Origin of the sequence: Anaerococcus kampingae, from assembly GCF_046365475.1 — a bacterium.
Classification (GTDB): Bacteria; Bacillota; Clostridia; order Tissierellales; family Peptoniphilaceae; genus Anaerococcus; species Anaerococcus kampingae.
The window spans coordinates 47,533-66,196 of record NZ_JBGMEF010000018.1; the positions used below are offsets into that span (position 1 = coordinate 47,533).

General features: G+C 33.3%; 16 protein-coding genes and 2 riboswitches. Of the genes, 14 read left to right on the top strand and 2 right to left on the bottom strand.

Features of this window, described 5'->3' with window-relative positions:
- The first annotated feature begins 3 nt into the window (after window positions 1-3).
- From ACCQ42_RS04025 to ACCQ42_RS04035, 3 genes are read left to right on the top strand one after another with little or no spacing between them, the layout of a single operon-like run.
- On the top strand, window positions 4-591 hold the full coding sequence (locus tag ACCQ42_RS04025) for a LemA family protein (protein ID WP_410035463.1): 588 nt from the start codon (window positions 4-6) through the stop codon (window positions 589-591).
- A 10-nt stretch (window positions 592-601) separates the two neighbouring features.
- Complete coding sequence (locus ACCQ42_RS04030) at window positions 602-1,429, top strand: TPM domain-containing protein (RefSeq protein ID WP_410035464.1); 828 nt, start codon at window positions 602-604, stop codon at window positions 1,427-1,429.
- Window positions 1,430-1,438: 9 nt separating this feature from the next.
- Window positions 1,439-1,945 carry a nucleoside 2-deoxyribosyltransferase gene (locus tag ACCQ42_RS04035; protein WP_106460538.1) on the top strand — a complete coding sequence of 169 codons (507 nt, stop codon included), beginning with the start codon at window positions 1,439-1,441 and terminating at the stop codon, window positions 1,943-1,945.
- 155 nt (window positions 1,946-2,100) lie between these two features.
- Here the strand turns inward: ACCQ42_RS04035 and ACCQ42_RS04040 are convergent, their stop codons facing one another.
- Complete coding sequence (locus ACCQ42_RS04040; protein ID WP_265212403.1) at window positions 2,101-2,616, bottom strand: folate family ECF transporter S component; 516 nt, start codon at window positions 2,614-2,616, stop codon at window positions 2,101-2,103.
- A 22-nt stretch (window positions 2,617-2,638) separates the two neighbouring features.
- Window positions 2,639-2,728, bottom strand: a riboswitch (THF riboswitch).
- Between the two features lie 34 nt (window positions 2,729-2,762).
- Entirely contained in the window at window positions 2,763-3,518 is a 756-nt protein-coding gene (locus tag ACCQ42_RS04045; protein WP_410035465.1) for a nitroreductase family protein, read from the bottom strand.
- A gap of 56 nt (window positions 3,519-3,574) precedes the next feature.
- Here ACCQ42_RS04045 and ACCQ42_RS04050 point away from each other — a divergent pair, with 56 nt between their 5' ends.
- The 11 genes from ACCQ42_RS04050 (at window position 3,575) to ACCQ42_RS04100 (ending at window position 18,658) form a co-directional block, all read left to right on the top strand.
- The gene (locus ACCQ42_RS04050; protein ID WP_410035466.1) at window positions 3,575-5,917 is read left to right on the top strand and encodes a helicase C-terminal domain-containing protein; all 2,343 of its coding nucleotides are present in this window, start codon (window positions 3,575-3,577) and stop codon (window positions 5,915-5,917) included.
- Entirely contained in the window at window positions 5,898-7,268 is a 1,371-nt protein-coding gene (gene rlmD, locus ACCQ42_RS04055; RefSeq protein WP_410035467.1) for a 23S rRNA (uracil(1939)-C(5))-methyltransferase RlmD, read from the top strand. Before ACCQ42_RS04050 ends, rlmD begins: the two co-directional genes overlap by 20 nt.
- 2 nt (window positions 7,269-7,270) lie before the next feature.
- Window positions 7,271-7,531, top strand: a complete 261-nt coding sequence (locus tag ACCQ42_RS04060) for a DUF2700 domain-containing protein (protein ID WP_265236531.1) — start codon at window positions 7,271-7,273, stop codon at window positions 7,529-7,531.
- A gap of 18 nt (window positions 7,532-7,549) precedes the next feature.
- On the top strand, window positions 7,550-8,446 hold the full coding sequence (locus tag ACCQ42_RS04065; protein WP_410035468.1) for an NERD domain-containing protein: 897 nt from the start codon (window positions 7,550-7,552) through the stop codon (window positions 8,444-8,446).
- A 220-nt stretch (window positions 8,447-8,666) separates the two neighbouring features.
- The gene (locus ACCQ42_RS04070) at window positions 8,667-10,796 is read left to right on the top strand and encodes a catalase (protein WP_410035469.1); all 2,130 of its coding nucleotides are present in this window, start codon (window positions 8,667-8,669) and stop codon (window positions 10,794-10,796) included.
- Window positions 10,797-10,884: 88 nt separating this feature from the next.
- Complete coding sequence (locus tag ACCQ42_RS04075) at window positions 10,885-11,529, top strand: hypothetical protein (protein WP_410035470.1); 645 nt, start codon at window positions 10,885-10,887, stop codon at window positions 11,527-11,529.
- Between the two features lie 24 nt (window positions 11,530-11,553).
- Window positions 11,554-12,402 carry a hypothetical protein gene (locus ACCQ42_RS04080; protein WP_410035471.1) on the top strand — a complete coding sequence of 283 codons (849 nt, stop codon included), beginning with the start codon at window positions 11,554-11,556 and terminating at the stop codon, window positions 12,400-12,402.
- 32 nt (window positions 12,403-12,434) lie between these two features.
- Window positions 12,435-12,514: riboswitch (Fluoride riboswitch) on the top strand.
- Between the two features lie 43 nt (window positions 12,515-12,557).
- Entirely contained in the window at window positions 12,558-13,754 is a 1,197-nt protein-coding gene (locus tag ACCQ42_RS04085; RefSeq protein ID WP_410035472.1) for a cation:proton antiporter, read from the top strand.
- Between the two features lie 56 nt (window positions 13,755-13,810).
- Complete coding sequence (gene thyX / locus ACCQ42_RS04090; RefSeq protein ID WP_410035473.1) at window positions 13,811-14,584, top strand: FAD-dependent thymidylate synthase; 774 nt, start codon at window positions 13,811-13,813, stop codon at window positions 14,582-14,584.
- Window positions 14,585-14,658: 74 nt separating this feature from the next.
- Window positions 14,659-15,360, top strand: a complete 702-nt coding sequence (locus tag ACCQ42_RS04095) for an ABC transporter ATP-binding protein (protein ID WP_106460102.1) — start codon at window positions 14,659-14,661, stop codon at window positions 15,358-15,360.
- Between the two features lies 1 nt (window position 15,361).
- Window positions 15,362-18,658 (top strand): FtsX-like permease family protein, encoded by a 3,297-nt coding sequence (locus ACCQ42_RS04100; protein ID WP_106460103.1) that lies wholly within the window; start codon window positions 15,362-15,364, stop codon window positions 18,656-18,658.
- Window positions 18,659-18,664 lie beyond the last annotated feature (6 nt).

Consider the following 18,664-nt stretch of genomic DNA (forward strand, 5'->3'; position numbering starts at 1 on the left):
AATATGACAGATAGAAGAAGAGGTTCAGGAAGTAAAGGATTAATTATAGGCATAATTGTAATTATTGCCCTTGGATTATTCATGATAGTTCCAACCTATAATAGACTTGCAGGAAGTCGTGAAAATGTAAATCAAGCCTACGCTCAAGTACAAAATGTTGTTCAAAGAAGGGCTGACCTTATACCAAACTTAGTAAGTACTGTAAAGGGATATACAGATCATGAAAATGAAACCCTTACAGCAGTAACAAATGCTAGAGCAGGTATACAAAATGCTAAGGGCCCAGAAGAATTAGCAGAAGCAAATGATCAGTTAACAAGAGCTATAGGTGATATCAATGTAGTAGTAGAAGCCTATCCGGAGCTTAAGGCAGATACACAATTTGTTCAGCTTATGGATGAGCTTGCAGGAACAGAAAATAGGATTTCAACAGAAAGAAAGAACTATAACGAAGCAGTTGGTGAATATAATAAAGATATTAGAAGATTTCCAACAAATATCATAGCTAAATTTACAGGCTATGACCCAGCAGAATATTTCAAGGCTGATGCAGCTGCACAAGATGCACCAAAAGTAGACTTTGGTAACTAGGAGAAATATTATGAGAAAGGCAAGATTTAAAAGGCTAGGAATACTAATAGCGGTTCTTTTCTGCCTTTTTCAAATTAAATCTTATGCTAGTATACCAAGTCCAAGCACAGATTATTACCTAGATGAGCTTGGAATACTAGATGAAGCCACAAAAGAAAATATAAATAAGACCAATAGACAGCTAGAAGATAAAACTGGCTCTCAAGTGGTCGTTGTAAGCCTAGAAAACCCAGATGGACTTGATGGTTATTCTTATGGAACTGATATCTTTAATGCTTGGAAAATAGGCGATAAAGATAAGGAAAATGGAGTACTAATCCTATTTTTAGGACCAGGACCAAATGGTAAAAGACAAGTAAACATAATTACTGGTTATGGTATAGAAGGTAGGCTTAATGATGGTAAGGTAGGTAGAATAATTGATAGCTTCATGCTCGAAAAGCTTAAAGAAGGCGATTATTCACAAGCTCTAAATGAAGGATTTAATGCAGTTGTTGGAGAAATAGCTGCGGAATATGACATTGAGCTTGAAAAGGACTACACTTCCTACCAGGAAAGACTTGAGCCTGTTGATAGTGACGATGGATTTCCTATTTCAACACTAATAATGCTTTTGGTAATATTTATAATAGTCTCAAATCTTTTAAACAATAATAACAGAAGAGGCGGAGGCGGCTTTAGAAGAAGAGGCCCGGGTGGCTTTGGAGGATTTTATCCAAGAGGTGGAGGCTTTGGAGGCTCATCTTGGGGAGGATCAAGCTTTGGCGGCGGCTCTGGCGGAGGATTTTCCGGAGGAGGAGGATCATCTGGTGGCGGAGGAGCTGGCAGAAGTTTTTAAGGAGAATTAATGAAAGGATATTTAGCAAGTCATTTTTTTAATGATGCTATGTTTAGATGGACAGAAGATTTAGCCCAGTATATAGAAAAAAATACTAACCTAGAACTCTATGTTCCACAAAGAAATGCAGATATAAATGATAAAAAGACAAATGATGCAATTATCACAGATATAAAAATATCTCAAGCTGATACTGCCAAATTAAAAGAAGCAAATATATTGATAGCCAACCTTGATGGATTGACTATAGATGATGGAGTGGCAGCAGAGATTATGGCCCATGGAGTAATGAGAGAATTTGAAATAGATCATGGAATAGATTTTCCAAGGATGATTATAGGGATAATCACGGATATGAGATATCTAGGCACAGGTGAAAATAAACTATATAGGAATCTCATGGTTGTTGGAAAGGTAAAGGAGCATGGTCACTTGGTAGTAGGCTATGCTGGGGATGATTCCTTCAAAAAAGAAGTAATAACTCATATAAATAAATTTATAGAAGCAAATAAATAAAGGGCTGTTGCAAAACTATGAATAACTATCGTCCCATCATTAGAGGGTTCTCTTAGAAAATTTTTGGCCTAGCCTGCCGGCTCATGGAGGCAAAATTTTCGTGGAGGTTCCTCTAATGATTTGGGACGATTTATTCATTCTGCAACAGCCTCTTATTATTTTAATTTATCTAGTAATTTTGTAGCTATGAAATATAAAAGGAAATAGTTTATTATTCCATCTACTAATACTTTAATAAAACGTGAAACTAACATTGCTTTGTAAGGTGTATTCATCAATTGGCTTAACCATAAGGTATTTAAGAACATATGGCAGATATAAAACACAAAAAAAACCATAAGCCCTACTTGAACCTTCATAGAAATGTTTTTATCCTTTGAGTATTCTGATATTATTCCTGGAATTAGACCAGTCAAAACAGATACTAGGGTAAATCCAAAGTGTGGAGTGCCTCCAGCATTTATAGCAACACCTATTAAGTCGGCTGCAAGTCCAGCAAGAGCTCCAGGTATCGGACCTAATAGCATGCCTGCGACCATCAATGGCAAGTGGCCAAAAGAAAACTTAATTGAAGGTGTGATAAAAATACCAAAAAATCTTGAAAAGATGATTGATAATGCTGTTAGCATAGCAGCTTTCACGAGTGAATCAATACTTAATTTTTTATTCATTTTTTTCCCCTTTCTATCAGAGGGCAGCGGTTGCGATAAAGAATCATGAATCTTCTTCGTCTGGAAACAACAACCCATTTTCCAGCACTTAATGCTCTTTACCTACTCTGATAGAAATATTATAAACTTTTATCTTAAATTTGCAATTATTCTTTTGGGTCTAGGACAAAGCCTTGGTTTTTGAGGGTTTCAAATATCTTATTTCTATTTTTTATAATAGTACCTTGTTTTTTAGGAATTTGTGAAGAAAATGATGCGCTCTTTCTGCCATTTTCCCTAAGGTCGTAATAGGTAGTCATTTCTTTATCATAGTCTGAAATTATATCTAGATATGAGTTATAGGTCTTATAAGAATTTTCAAAAGTTTTTAACTTTATGTCCATTCTTGGTTTGATTTGAGGATTTTGGTTTGGAATTCCAAAGCCAACACCCACTACCGGATAGGTTAATTTTGGCATCTTCAAAAGCTCTATAACTCTGGCTGTGTCATTGTGGATATTTCCAAAATAATTTGCACCTAGCCCTAAAGATTCGACTGCAACTGTCAGGTTTTGGGCAGCTATTACTCCATCAGTAAAGCCTTGGATAAATTTATCAAAGCTTATGATATTATCATTTTCAAGCCCCATTTCCTTGGCAATTTCATAATTTCTCTTTAGGTCAACTATGAAAATCCATAGCTCAGTAGCCCTTGCCATATAGGCTTGGTTGCCATTATCGGCAAGCTCATCTTTTATTTTTTGATCTGTAACCCTGATTACAGACATATTTTGCATACCATTGCTTGATGCAGACATATTTACTACATCTAGCAAGGTTTTTATTGTATCTTGATCAATTTTTTCATCAGTAAATTCTCTAATTGTCCTGTGATTTAATAGGTTTTTTATGGTTTCGTTCATATAGGCCTCCTTACCATACCTATACCCAATATGTTATAATATACTTAGGAGAGACTATGAAAATTAAAACATCTGTTAGAAACCTTATTGAATTTGTCATGAGATCTGGCGATATAGACAATAGATTCCGTGATAATACTAGGATGATAGAAGGCATAAGAGCCCACCAAAAAATCCAAGCCCAATATGGTAAAAATTATAAAAAAGAATACAAACTCACAAATACCACTAGTTACAAGGATGTAGAATTTGTAGTTGAAGGTAGGGCTGATGGTGTTGGAAAAAAGGACGACTTATTTTTAATTGATGAAATTAAATCAACATCTAGGGACCTTGGAGAGATGACAGATAAGAATAAACTCCATTGGGCCCAAGCCAAGTGCTATGCATATTTTTATTCACTTGATAATAATTTAGATAAGATGCTTATCACCCTAACTTATGTTTCCACAGAAGATTATAAGTCAAAAACCTTTGAAAAAGAATTCTCCTTTGATGACCTAAAAGATTTTTATTTTGCCCTATTAGATGATTATCTTGTATTTTCTAAAATATTGGCTAAAAATAGAGAGACTAGAGATGAAAGCCTAAAAGATTTAGAATTTCCATTTGGCTCTTACAGGAAAGGTCAAAGAAAGATGGCGGTTGGAGTTTATACCGCAATTCTAGATAAGAAAAATCTCTTTGTAGATGCACCAACTGGAATTGGTAAAACAATTTCAACTCTATATCCTTCTTTAAAAGCTATGCCAAATAATCTGGCAGATAAAATTTTTTACCTTACCAGTAAAAATACCATAGCTAAGGAAGCCTTAAAGAGTTTAAACTTATTGAAGTCTAAGGGAATGTTTATAAAAGCTCTTCAGCTTACAAGCAAGGAGAAGGTCTGTATAAATGATGAAGTTTCCTGCAATCCTATTGATTGTCCATATGCCCTTGGCCATTTCGATAGGGTAAATGAAGCCTTAAAGGACATCCTTTCTGAAGAAGAGATAATGGATTATGACACTATTATTGAATATTCAAAAAAATATTCTGTTTGCCCGTTGGAATTTGAGCTTGATATAAGTTTATATGCAGATGTTATTATTTGTGATTATAATTATGTTTTTGATCCAAATGTATTTTTAAGAAGATTTTTTGATGAAGTTATAGATTCTTATGTATTTTTAATTGATGAAGCTCATAATCTCTTAGAAAGGTCTAGGGATATGTATTCTTTTACGTTTTTAGAGTCAGACTTTACATCCCTAGTTAAAAATTTGGATGAGAAAAAGGAAAAAAAGCTAGTTTCTAAACTTTCTAATATTACAGAAGATTTTTATAAGCTTGGCCAAATAGCAAAAGGCAAGACCTATTATTTTACAAGTGATTATATAGACATCTTAGATAAGGATTTGATTTCCTTATCAAAAACCATGGAGAAATTTTTGGTAGAAGAAAAGGACCACGAATCTTACGATCAGGTCTTAGACTTATATTTTGATATAAATAAGTATCTTAAGGTGTCAGATTATTTTACAGATGGATTTTATAATATAATATCTTATGATCCAGAATCAATGGAGAGATCTTTTGAGATAAAGTGTGTTGACCCAAGAGAAGTTCTAAAGAATAAATATAAGCTAGCAAGAAGCTCTATATTTTTCTCAGCCACCCTCTCACCGATGCCTTACTTTATAAAGATGCTAGCAGGTGAGGAAGCCTTAAAGTTAAGATTAGATATGCCCTTTAATCCTAATCACCTAATGATTCTTAAAAGTCCTATATCAACTAGGTATAGGGATAGGAACAATAACTTGGCAATCCTTGCTGAGGATATAAATGAATTTGTAAAATCAAAAAAAGGCAATTATTTTATTTTCTTCCCATCTTATTCTTATATGGAAGATGTGGCAGAATATTATAGGGAGAGCTTTGATGATAGTATAATAGTTCAAGAAAGAATTATGGATGAAGCTAAGCGTATCGAATTTCTTGAGGAATTTACAGAAGATTCTGCTAGGGTAGGATTTTTAGTCCTAGGTGGAATTTTTTCTGAAGGAGTTGACTTAAGAGGGGATAGGCTTATAGGGTCTATGATAATATCTGTAGGCATGCCAGGCTTATCAAACGAGAGAAATCTAATCAAATATCATTTTGACAAAAATCAATACGATGGTTTTGATTATTCCTACACCTATCCAGGCTTAAATAAAGTATTTCAAGCCGCAGGCAGGGTTATTAGGAGTGAAGAAGATAAGGGGATAATTTATCTAGTTGATGACAGGTATTTCTGGCAAAAATATATGAGACTTTTTCCAAAACACTGGAGAAACCAAGCCTTGGTCAATGATAGCCAAAGCTTACAAAGAGCAATAAATAATTTTTGGAGTGATAATGAAAAAAAGACCAACTAAAGAAATAAAAATAAGCGAAATGAAATACCCAAATCTTTCCATAGGATATGATGAAAATGGGAGAAGGGTTGAGTTTAAGGGAGGAATCCTAGGTCAAACTATAAATGTAAAGACTGGCAAGAAAAATAAGGAAAGAATAAGGGCTAAGTACATAAATCTTATAGAGGAATCAAAGCTAGAAAATGCGAGGGAGTATTGCCCACATGCAGGAGTGTGCGGGGGATGTGCCTACCAAAAAATTCCTTATGAAACAGAGCTAATGCTAAAGCATGACATGATCAAGACTCTCTTTAAAGACAGCGGAATCAGCTATGATGGAAATATAAAAATAAATAGGTCTGCAGTGACTAAGGGCTATAGAAATAAGATGGAATACACCTTTGGAGATGCTGTAAAGGGTGGTCCGCTTATACTCGGTCTTCACAGGCAAAGAAGGTTTTATGAAATCGTAGATTGCTATGATTGCAACATAGTAGATGATGATTTTAATAAAATAAGGGCTGGAGTTCAAAAATATTTTAGGGAGAAAAACACCGACTTTTACCACAAAACTACTAAAGAAGGTCTTTTGAGACATCTTGTAGTAAGAAAGGCCCACCACACAGGCCAAATCATGGTAATACTTGTCACAAGCTCAGATGACAGCTTTGATGGTATGAGGTTAAGGCTTTTTATGCATATGCTCCTTGATCTGGACTTGGATGGAAGGATATTTTCAATCTATCATGTCTTAAATGATTCTCTAGCAGATGCGGTAATTCCTGAAAAGATAAAGTTAATCTATGGCAAGGAATATATAACAGAAGAAATGCTTGGCCTATCCTTTAAAATATCGCCATTTTCATTTTTTCAGCCAAATGTCTTTACAGCGGAAAAACTTTACCAAAAAGCCTTCGACCTTGCTGAAATTAACTCAACTATGAATGTCTTAGACCTATACTCAGGAACAGGAACCATTACCCAGTTAATGGCAACTGTAGCAAATACAGCAACAGGTATAGAAATAGTCGAAGAAGCAGTTGACAAGGCAAGGGAAAATGCTAAGCTAAATGACCTTAATAATGTAAATTTCCTTTGTGGAGATGTCCTAGAAGAGATTGAAAAAGTAGGAGATAAATACGATGTTGTAATCCTTGACCCACCAAGGGCCGGCATAAGTCCAGCATCTCTAGATAAAATCCTAAATATCGACTGCAAGAAATTTGTATACATTTCATGCAATCCAAAAAGTCAAATGGATAACCTAAAGGTATTTTTAGATAAGGGCTATGAGATAAAAGATTATGAAATCTTCGACCAATTTCCAAATTCAAGACATTTAGAGGCAATTGCTTTACTTGAGAGGAGCTAGGAATGGATCTATATAAAATATTATTTTTTGCCTTAATAATTCTTGTTCTGGCTATTTATATTCTTTTAATAGTTAGAAAAAATAAAAATAAAGATCTTATAGCAGCGAGTACAGAAGATAATAATTATATGACTGAAGGCATGACTATAGGAATGTGCTTGGGAATGGCTATCTCAATGCTTATAGATGCTGATAATATGGCGATTGGCTTATCTATTGGTATGATGCTAGGCATGGTAATTGGGATGAACATTAAGAAATGATTTAAGCGAGGTGCGCTTATGTATGATATTTATATTCAATTAGCTATATTTTTGGCCTTTGTCTTTGTCCTTAAAATGTTCTTGCCCAAAATAAAAGGCCACATGGGTGAATCTATAGTTAAAATTAAACTTAATAGCCTAGATAAGGAAAAATATAAGGTAATTAATAATTTAGTATTAGAAAATGCAGGAGGGACTACAAAGTCTACCCAAATTGATCATCTTGTAGTATCAACTTATGGGATTTTTTCTATAGAAACTAAAAACTATAAGGGCTGGATATATGGGTCTGAATTTGGCAAAAACTGGACTCAAAACATTTATGGTAACAAGAAAACTTTCATGAATCCAATCTTACAAAATTACGCCCATATAAAGGCTGTAGAAAATATTTTAAAAGATTTGTATCCTAATATGAAATACTTTTCTATTATAGCCTTTTCTCCAGAAGCAGAAATTAAAGTAAAGCTTAAGGAATCTGTAGTTTGTAAGATGTCGCAGGTCTCAAAAGAAATAGAAAAATTATCTAATGAAGATATAATCGATAAAGATGAATTAGAAAAGATTTTAGAAATAATCCAGGGAAATAGGCTAAATATAAGCAACAGAGACCATGTTAAAAACATAAAAGAAGCTAAGAAAAATAAGCTTAAAACCCAAACAGGTTCTACAAGCGAGACAAAAAAATCCCCAAGTAAGAAGATTGAAAAATCGGAAGAATCAAAATCTAAAATAACAAAGGAAGAGGTTAAAGAGAAGGAAGCTAAGCTAGATATGAAAAAAGAAAAGAATGAAAGTATCAAGCTTTGCCCAAAATGCGGAGGTCCTCTTGAAATAAGAACTGGTAGATATGGATCTTTTCTAGGCTGTACTAATTATCCAACTTGTACTTATGTGGAAAGTATTAAGGCATAATTTTTTATAAGATAGCTTGTAATTTTAGTTGTGATACTATTAAATTAAAAAGATTTGTTGACTGAATAAATCCATTTATTCTCAAAAAAACTTTGCAACATATCATATATAAGAAATTTAAGTCCGGTTTTTAAACTGGATTTTTATTTATCTATTTTCGCATACTTTGATGGAAAATGGGTAAACACTAATTGAGAGAGTAAATTAATAGGAGGAAAATATGGCAAAAAAGAATGATAAAGGTCAACATGATTTTATTAAAGCACCTTTGACACCAAAAGGAGCTGAAAAGGTAAAACCTGTTAAGGATAATGCCAAGATTAAAGATTTGGAAAAAAATAAGGTTGATAATAAGGGGAAGGCTTTTACAACCAATAAGGGCCTAAAGATGGCTGAAGATGAATTTTCCCTTAAGGCTGGCAGGAGAGGACCTACTCTTCTTGAAGACTTTCATCTAAGAGAAAAAATCATGCACTTTGACCATGAGAGAATTCCTGAAAGAATTGTCCACGCTCGTGGTGTAGGTGCCCATGGGATTTTTAAATCTACCAAGGATATGAGTAAGTACACAAAAGCATGCCTATTTTCAGGCCATAACAAAGAAACCCCATTATTTTCAAGGATATCTACTGTAGCAGGCTTTAGGGGCTCTACAGATACACCTCGTGATGTGCGTGGTTTTGCTATAAAATTTTATACCGAAGAAGGAAATTATGACATAGTTGGAAATAATGTGCCAGTATTTATTATCCAAGATGCAATAAAATTCCCAGATTTTGTCCATGCTGTTAAACCAGAACCAGATACAGAAGTACCTCAAGCCCAATCAGCCCACGATACTTTTTGGGATTTTGTAACTCGTAACCAAGAGTCCGCTCATATGGTTATGTGGCAAATGAGTGATAGGGCAATTCCTTTAAGTCTACGCATGGTTGATGGTTTTGGAGTCCATACTTTTAGATGGATAAATAAAGAAGGTAAGGCATGCTTTGTTAGATATCAATGGAACCCACAACTAGGAGTCCACTCTAGAGTATGGGATGAAACCTTAAAGGTATCTGGTAATGATCCAGATAGTCAAAGAAAAGATATGTATGATGCCATTGATGAAGGCTCTTACCCAGTTTGGGATTTCTGTGTCCAAATTCTTCCTGTTGAAAAAGAGCATGACTTCCCATTTGATATCCTAGATCCAACTAAGGTTTGGCCAGAAGAAGATATTCCAAAGGTAAAAATTGGGGAAATGATCTTTAATAGAAATGTAGATAATTACTTTGCAGAAACAGAGCAAGTTGCTTTTAATCCAGGCAATGTAATACCTGGTATTGATTTTTCAAATGACCCACTATTACAAGGCAGACTTTTCTCCTACACAGATACTCAGTTATTAAGGCTGGGTGGACCAAATTTTGCACAAATTCCAATAAATAGACCAGTAGTTGGAGTCCACAATAACCAAAGAGATGGCTGGCACCAACATATGATAAATAAGGGCCCAGTAGCTTATCATAAATCAATTATAGATGACCAATCTCCATATTATGAAAGCCCAGAAAATGGTGGCTATGAACATTATCAAGAAAAAATTGATGGCCAAGTAATCAAGGCAAGAGATGATAGTTTTAGAGACCACTTTAGCCAGGCTACAGCCTTCTATAAGTCAATTAGTAAGGTTGAGCAAGAACATATTATAAATGCCTTTTCTTTTGAACTATCAAAGGTCCAAAGGGAAGAAATTAGGCAAAATGTTGTAGATATGTTTGCAAACGTTGATATGAAAATGGCAGAAGAAATTGCTAAAAATATTGGTGCAGATAAGCCAGACGCTGATCGTGGCTTTGATCCTATTGGCCTTAAGCCAAGTAAGGAAGCTAAGAAAGTAAAGATGCCAGAATTTGCTCAAGCTAACACAATCTTTAAGCCAGATACCTTAAAAGTTGGTATTTATTCTGATGATGATGATGATGATTTTGACTTTAAATCTCTTGTAAAGAAGATAAAAGATAATAAGGCTAAGGCAGAAATTATCCAAGGCAATCTTAAGGATACTAAAGATGGACAAAAGGTAGACCATAGGTATGAGACAATCCATCCAGTTTTAGAAGATGCTCTCATAGTTGTAGTTCCTGAAAAACCTTCTAAAGATTTTAGTAAAAATGTTGGTGAATTTGTAGATGAAACTTTCAAACACTATAAACCAATATGGTTAATAGGAGATCCTGAGGCAATCTTAGATAAGGAGCAACAGAAGGCTCCTGGAGTCATTGTAAGTAAGGACATGAAGGAAATTGATAAGTTTATAGAAAACTTAACTAAGCAAAGATTCTGGGATAGGGATGGTTCAATATAGGTTATAGGGCTTGGGATTTCCCAAGCTCTTTACATATTTAAATTTTACAAATTATATTAAGATAAGCTGGACAATTAGAAAGGGTAGTATGTTTTTTAAGAATACAGTTAGGAAATTTTTTATAGAAGATGGTAGTCATGACCTTTTTTGCTTTATATTTGGCTTGGTATTTTTATTTATTTTTACATTTTTAATGATGCCTAAATGGATATTCTGTCTGGGAATTGGAGTTCTTACAGGTTCAATTTTTAGATATATTACAACAGATGGTCTTTTTTATAAAGAATTTAAAAATTTAGACAATAGAAATAAAAGATTTGATTACATACTTAGTAAAAATATTTTCACCATTTTATTTCTTGCGGGTTTTATTTTGATATTATATTTTTTATTATATGTAGGAGCTAAATTTGCCTTTATAAGTTTTAGTGATTTTGACTTTAAATTAATTTTTAAATTTATCATATATATACTTGCTAGCGAAAATTTAATTTTAATTTTTAGTCATAGGATGATTCCTAATTATAAATCAGGATATATAAGAAATATTAATAAAGATATAGAAGTTGGAATGAAAAATTTAAAAGCTATGATACCTTCTTTGTTTGTAAATATAATCTTACTTGTTTTGATTTTTATATACAGAATGAACTTAAATATTGTTGCAGGAATATTATATTTATTTGTTTCTACAGTTTTATTCAGTATCAATAAAGAATTGAGTTTTTATTAAATTGATAGTAGGGATATGATAATTATGGATAAAATTATTAATAAAAAGATAATACTAGAAATGATTTTCTATATACTATCATTTCCTCTTATATTTTTTGTATTTGTAATATTTGCTAAGCTTGAATTTATACCTATATTTAACAACCTACTTTTGATTTTATCTTGTCTTGGATTTTTTGCTTATCAGATTATTTTTATATACAAATTCACTAATATTAAAATAAACTTTTATGTAAAGATGTTTATAAGTCTAGTTTTGATTGGCATAATGCTTTTGTCGGCATACTTTATACTAATAATGAGCATTTTTGCTTTTAAGGATAATGAGCCTTTTACATATCAAGAGGAAAAATATTATATACTAAATGAAGGCTGGCTTGATGATGATTATGAAATTTATATGAAAAAATTCATCACAATGGATAAGCTTGATTTTGAAGATTCAAAGAAAATTTTTAAGGATATCATTAATATTTCAAATGATCAAGTAAAAGATAAGTTTGAAATCTATTTTGATAAGGACAAGCAAATTATCAAAGGCCAAAAATCATTAGCATATGACAGGTCCGGGTCTGAACTAAGTGAAAAAGAAATTTTAAAAGATTTTAGCCTAAGAAATGCAAAATTAATAGCAAATTCAGCTTATGGCCTTATTGAAGTAGATAGGGCAGGAGCGAGGTCAAGGTGGTTTTTCATTGAAGTTATAGATAATAAATTAAATTTTATTTCGGAAATTCCAGATACTAGTCCTGAAATTAGCGGGGAAATTTCTGAGGATGGTCTTATTTTACTTAGGTGTGAAGATGTTAATGGAAATATAAATTTTTATAAGTCAGATGACTTAGGCAAAACTTTTAAACTTACTGATTAAAAATATTTGATTTTAAGTTAAATTTGCATATAATTATTTTAGGGAATGAAGTTCTCCCGTGATTATAATCTAAAGAATCTAAAACGCGAAAGCTGATGACTTCTACTTGATTGTAGGGGTGTCAGCTTTTTTTGTTAGGAAATTAAGGAGGTATTATGATTTTATCTTTAGGACTTATCCTACTAGTGGGAATGAGTCTTGCTAGTATTTTTAAGAAAATAGGCTTGCCTGCCATTATTGGTATGCTTTTAACTGGAATTATCCTTGGGCCAGAGCTTTTAAACTTGATTGACCCTAATACATTAGCAATTTCATCAGATTTAAGGACAATTGCCCTTATTGTTATCTTGCTTAAGGCGGGCCTTTCACTAGATATTTCTGACCTTAAGAGGGTTGGTACATCTGCAGTTCTTTTGTCATTTTTGCCAGCATCATTTGAAATATTGGCCTACGCAATATTTGCACCTATGGTTTTAGGCTTGAATCTTATTGATGGACTCCTTATGGGGGCTGTGATGGGAGCTGTTTCTCCTGCCATAGTCGTACCTAGGATGGTTAAGTTGATTGATGAGGGCTATGGTAAAGATAAATCTATCCCTCAGATGATCCTTGCTGGAGCATCTTGTGATGATGTCTTTGTCCTTGTTCTTTTTTCATCATTTTTATCTATGGCTAAGGGTGGAAGTTTTTCAGCTGGATCTCTTATAAAGGTACCTATATCAATAATACTTGGCATAGGAGTCGGAATTTTAATTGGTTTTTTGCTTTATTATTTCTTTGAAATGAAATTTAAAAAAGGAGCCTACATCAGAAATTCTACTAAGGTCATTATTATTTTGGGTATCTCATTTTTGCTCGTAAGTATGGAAGGCTTATTAAAAAAACTTGTCCCAATTTCGGGACTACTTGCAGTTATTGCTATGGCCAGTTCTTATAAAATAAAGGCTAGTGATGACCTAGTTAGCAGACTTTCAGATAAATTTGCTAAGTTGTGGATATTTGCAGAAGTACTTTTGTTTGTCCTAGTTGGCGCTGAGGTTGATATAAAATATATGACTGAAGTTGGATTTTATGGGATAATTTTAATATTTTTAGGCCTAATAATTAGGGCTATTGGAGTCTTTATTGCTGTAGGATTTTCTGATCTTAATAAGAAAGAAAAGTTATTTACTATTTTTTCTTATATGCCAAAGGCTACTGTCCAAGCTGCAATTGGATCGGTTGCCCTTGCTAATGGCTTATCATCTGGCCTTGCAATTTTATCTGTAGCAGTGCTTGGGATTTTAATTACAGCACCACTTGGAGCAATCTTGATAGATAATTCCTACAAAAAACTTTTAGTTAGAGGATAAAATACTGAGTTTTTAAAATGGTATAATAGAATTAGATTAGAAAAGAAAGGTATTTTATGACAGAAGCTAAGTTAAAAGTTAAATTATTAAATTATACACCAAATGGAGAAGAGACAATAGCTCAGGCTGGTAAGCTTTGCTATTCTTCAGTTGGGGTGGATGAAATTTCTAAAAAGCAAGATGAAGAAGCTATCGCCAAATATGTAAAGATGCTTGCAAGCATGGGTCATATGTCTCCAATTGAGCATATTTCCTTTACCTTTGCAGTTGAGGGAGTATCTAGGACTTTAACCCACCAACTCGTCCGCCATAGGCTTGCTTCCTATTCTCAGCAATCTCAAAGATATGTCAAATTAGATGGTTTTGAATACATAATCCCACCCCACATAAAGGAAAACCCTGAAGCAACTGAAATTTATATAAAGGCTATGGAAGAAGATCAAAAAGCCTATGATAAGCTTACAGATATCTTATTTGATAAGCATTTTAAAGATTTTATATCAGAAGGACTGGATGAAAAGACAGCAAAAAGACAAGCTAGCAAGAAGGCTATAGAAGATGCAAGGTATGTATTTCCAAATGCTTGCGAGACTAAAATTGTCTTTACAATGAATGCTAGAACCCTTCTTCATTTTTTCTCCTTAAGGTCATGTAACAGGGCACAGTGGGAGATACGAGAGCTTTCTGATCAGATGATTAAGCTTGTCAAAGGGATTTATCCAAATATCTTTGCCAATGCAGGTCCATCATGCATTGGAGGACCTTGTCCAGAAGGTAAGATGACTTGCGGGAAAATCAATGAAGTTAGAGAAAAATATAAAAATATTTAAGGGCCACATGGCTCTTTTATATTTGCTAAAAATGGGTATAAATACATATATGATATAGACAGGAAGGAATAATTATGTCTTATATAAGTTTAAAAAATGTGAGCAAAAAATACAAGTCTGGTACCAGCGAGATAGTTGCTAACGACAATATAAGTTTTGACCTTGATGAAGGGAAACTTCTTATAATTGTTGGGGCATCAGGTGCTGGTAAGACTACTCTACTAAATATAATAGGCGGAATGGAGCAAGCAAGTTCCGGAGATATATTAATTGATGGTAAAAACCTATCGAAATTAAATGATAAAGACCTTACCACCTATAGGCGTGATGACGTTGGTTTTGTATTCCAACATTATAATCTTATACCAAATCTCACAGCCCTTGAAAATGTTGAATTAGCTAGCGAATTATCAAAAGATTCCCTAGTGGCAGAAGAGGTCTTAGATGAAGTAGGTCTTAATTCTAGGTATGAAAATTTTCCATCCCAATTATCTGGAGGTGAGCAGCAAAGAGTTGCAATTGCAAGGGCTCTTGCTAAAAATCCTAAGCTTTTATTATGCGATGAGCCTACAGGTGCTCTTGATTATAAAACGGGAAAAAACATCCTAAAACTCTTACAAGATGCTTCAAGAAGGCTTGGAGCAACAGTTATAATAATAACCCACAATTCCCTTATTAAGCCAATGGCTGATGAGGTAATAGAACTAAAAGATGGGAAAATCCTGAAAGCATATAGCAATGAAAACCCAAGACCAGTTGGAGAACTGGAGTGGTAAGATGAATACTTTTTATAAAAATATAATAAGGGATATGAAAACAACCCTAGGAAAGGTATTTTCAATTGGAGTCATGGTTGGTCTTGCAACGATGATAATTGTAGGACTAAACCTAACAGGCCCATCTATGAGAAAAAGCCTTGACGAGTCACTTAATATCTATAAACACCCTGATATAATAGTAAGGTCAACCTATCCAATGGATTATGAAGATCAGATTCTTTTAGAAAATGATGATGATATCAAAGATATTTCCTTTATAAAAATTATAGACTTAGAAAATCAGGATAATATTATAAGAATAAAATCTTTTGATAAGAATTTTGAAAAAATAGATATGGTCGATGGTCAAAAGTTAAAGGCAAAGAACGAAATAATTCTAGATAAGGCCTTAAAATCTACTTATAAGATTGGCGACTATGTAGATTTTTCCTATATAAATGACAAGCAGAAGGATACTAATAAGCTTAAAAATACAAAATATAAAGTTGTTGGATTTTTTAATACCAGTCAGAGATTTCTTGAAGATATGAAAGAAATATCTCCAGTAGGCAAAAAAGAGATAGCTGGCCTTGCCTTTATTTCAGAAGAAAATTTTGAAAAAGAAGAATTTGATGAAGTAAATATTTCTTATAAAACTACTGAAGAATTAAATAAAACAAGTAATGAATACAAGAAAATTGTAAAAGATAAGAAGGATACGATAGATAAGGCCATCCTCTCTAGACCAAAGGAAGTATTAGAGAAGATAAAAACTGAAGCTAATGATAAGATAAATAAGGCCGAGGGCGACTTATCTGATGCTAGAGAAAAAATATCTGATACAGAAAAAGATTTAAAAGATGCTAAGATAAAAATTGATGATGGATTTAGTAAATACGAGACAGAAAAAGCAAAGTATCATAGAGAAATTGAAAATGCTAAGTCTAAGCTAACTAAGGCAAGAAATGACTTAATTACAGGTCAAGCAGAGCTTGATAAGGCCAAGCTTGAATTAGAAAATTCAAGAAATAAATATGATGAAGAGATTAAAATAAATGAAGAAAAGTTAAATGAATCTTATCAACAGATTAAGGCAGGCCAAGATGAAATTTCAAGCAAAAGGCAAGAAATAGAAAATGGTCTAAGTCAGATAGATGCTTCTTTTAAGGAATCTTTACAAGTTAATGGTCAATTACCAGATTCTAATGAAAATCAGACTGAATTAGGACTTGATACATTAGGCCTGGCTAATTCTGATGATTTTGAAGAAGAAATAGCTAAGCAAAAGGCACCCCTACTAGCTGGCCTTGAAGAAATCAAGAAAAAGGAAGCTGAATTGAATAGGTCCCTTGCTACTTACAACCAAGGAAAAGCTAAGTTTGAAGAAGAGAAAAAATCAGGAGCAGCAAAACTTGACCAGGCTCAAAAAACAGTAAATAGTAAGCAAACAGAAATCAACAGAGGATGGACATCATATTATCAGGGCCTAGATGAGCTTGAAAAAAATAGGGTAAAGGGCGCAAATGAATTAGAAAAAGCCTATAAGGACCTTATAAAATCAAAAGCTGATTATGAAAAGGGTCTTAAGGAATTTGAAGATAAAAAAGCAGAGTCCTTAGATGATATAGAAGAAGGCGAAGAAAAGATAAAAGATCAAAAGGAAACCCTTCTAAAGCTTACAGATCCTGAATATAAGGTGAGTACAATCTTTGATAACGAGGGTATAGATACTTATTATCAAAACTCCCTAAATATGGACAAATTATCCCTAGTATTTCCTGTATTTTTCTACATGGTAGCCATGCTTGTTACCCTTACAACCATGAAAAGATATATAGAGGAGCAAAGGCTAATAAATGGTAGTCTAAAATCCTTGGGCTATTCAAATAAATTAATAGCCAGGAGATTCTATATTTATGGTTTGATACCTACTTTGATAGGGTCAATAATAGGTGGGATTTTGGCAAGGTATCTGATAGCGGGGATAATATTTAAGGCATATTCAACAGGTTTTTCTATAATAAATATGAGCTTCACATCATCGCTTCTTTTGATTATAGGGTCTGTAATTCTTTCAGCAAGTTTAGTAGCCTTAACAGTATTTTTCACCTCTAAGGAAACTGTAAATGAGTCCCCAGCAAGACTACTTCAGGCAAAGGCACCGGAAAAAGGATCTAAAATCCTTTTAGAAAAGATAAGGCCAATTTGGAAAAGCCTATCCTTTATGCAAAAAATCACAGCTAGAAACCTATTTAGGTATAAGTCAAGGATGTTTATGACCCTCTTTGGAGTAGCAGGCTGCACAGCCCTAATATTTTTCGGCTTTGCAATGATTGATTCCTTAAAGGATACATCAGCTATTCAACAAAATGAACTCTTTCACTACCAGTCAATAGCAATCCTAGATCAAAAGTCAGATAGGAAAGCTTTCGATGATTTGATAGAAAAAGATAAGAGGCTTGAGATTAGAAATGAAAGTGCAAGTCTAAATAGAACTGGTACAGACCTTGACCTATCAATTATAATACCTAAGGATATAGCTAGGTTTAATGATTTCGTATCTTTAAGAAAAAATAAAAGTAATCCTATAAATTTAAAAGAAGCTAAGGCTGTAATTACAAAAAATGCTAGCAAAAAGCTTAAATTGAAGGAAAATGACAAGATAAAGGTAGAAGTTGATAAGAAATTAATAGAAATTGAGATAGGAGCAATTACAGAAAATTATGTAGGAGATTATCTATATATTTCCAAGGACTATTATGAAGATTTGACCTCTAATAAACTAAGCGTAAATGCAGATTATATAAAGGGTGATCCCGATAAAATTACCCAGAAATTAGAAGATATTGACGATATTCTTGCAGTAATAAATACAAGCAGAGCCTATGAATCAATGGATGCCTTGCTTGCTAATTTAAACTTAGTAATAGTTGTAATAACCCTAGTTTCATCAGTGCTTGCAAGTGTCGTTTTATATAATATAACCGATATAAATGTAAGCGAGAGGAAAAGAGAGCTTGCAACAATAAAAGTTCTAGGCTTTTATCCAAAAGAAGTTACAGCCTATATTTATAGGGAAATATTTATCCTAAGCCTTATAGGCATAGGAGGTGGATATTTGTTAGGTTATCTAATGTTTAGGTATATAATTGACCTGGTTGCTCCAAGAGATATTATGCTTTCCTATAAGCTTCACCCTATAAGCTTCATAGTAAGTGCGGCCATAACCCTTATCCTATCAATGATTATGCTTATATATGTACACAATAAACTTAAAAATATCGACATGGCTGAGGCCATGAGCAGTGGAGAATAAGGCGGA

Bases quoted from the DNA above. Each gene is read 5' to 3' on its own strand.
- ACCQ42_RS04060 (WP_265236531.1), top strand. From the start codon at position 7,271: ATGGATCTATATAAAATATTATTTTTTGCCTTAATAATTCTTGTTCTG.
- ACCQ42_RS04040 (WP_265212403.1), bottom strand. From the start codon at position 2,616: ATGAATAAAAAATTAAGTATTGATTCACTCGTGAAAGCTGCTATGCTA.
- ACCQ42_RS04080 (WP_410035471.1), top strand. From the start codon at position 11,554: ATGGATAAAATTATTAATAAAAAGATAATACTAGAAATGATTTTCTAT.
- ACCQ42_RS04035 (WP_106460538.1), top strand. From the start codon at position 1,439: ATGAAAGGATATTTAGCAAGTCATTTTTTTAATGATGCTATGTTTAGA.
- rlmD (WP_410035467.1), top strand. From the start codon at position 5,898: ATGAAAAAAAGACCAACTAAAGAAATAAAAATAAGCGAAATGAAATAC.
- ACCQ42_RS04100 (WP_106460103.1), top strand. From the start codon at position 15,362: ATGAATACTTTTTATAAAAATATAATAAGGGATATGAAAACAACCCTA.
- ACCQ42_RS04075 (WP_410035470.1), top strand. From the start codon at position 10,885: ATGTTTTTTAAGAATACAGTTAGGAAATTTTTTATAGAAGATGGTAGT.
- thyX (WP_410035473.1), top strand. From the start codon at position 13,811: ATGACAGAAGCTAAGTTAAAAGTTAAATTATTAAATTATACACCAAAT.
- ACCQ42_RS04070 (WP_410035469.1), top strand. From the start codon at position 8,667: ATGGCAAAAAAGAATGATAAAGGTCAACATGATTTTATTAAAGCACCT.
- ACCQ42_RS04050 (WP_410035466.1), top strand. From the start codon at position 3,575: ATGAAAATTAAAACATCTGTTAGAAACCTTATTGAATTTGTCATGAGA.
- ACCQ42_RS04095 (WP_106460102.1), top strand. From the start codon at position 14,659: ATGTCTTATATAAGTTTAAAAAATGTGAGCAAAAAATACAAGTCTGGT.
- ACCQ42_RS04030 (WP_410035464.1), top strand. From the start codon at position 602: ATGAGAAAGGCAAGATTTAAAAGGCTAGGAATACTAATAGCGGTTCTT.
- ACCQ42_RS04085 (WP_410035472.1), top strand. From the start codon at position 12,558: ATGATTTTATCTTTAGGACTTATCCTACTAGTGGGAATGAGTCTTGCT.
- ACCQ42_RS04045 (WP_410035465.1), bottom strand. From the start codon at position 3,518: ATGAACGAAACCATAAAAAACCTATTAAATCACAGGACAATTAGAGAA.
- ACCQ42_RS04025 (WP_410035463.1), top strand. From the start codon at position 4: ATGACAGATAGAAGAAGAGGTTCAGGAAGTAAAGGATTAATTATAGGC.
- ACCQ42_RS04065 (WP_410035468.1), top strand. From the start codon at position 7,550: ATGTATGATATTTATATTCAATTAGCTATATTTTTGGCCTTTGTCTTT.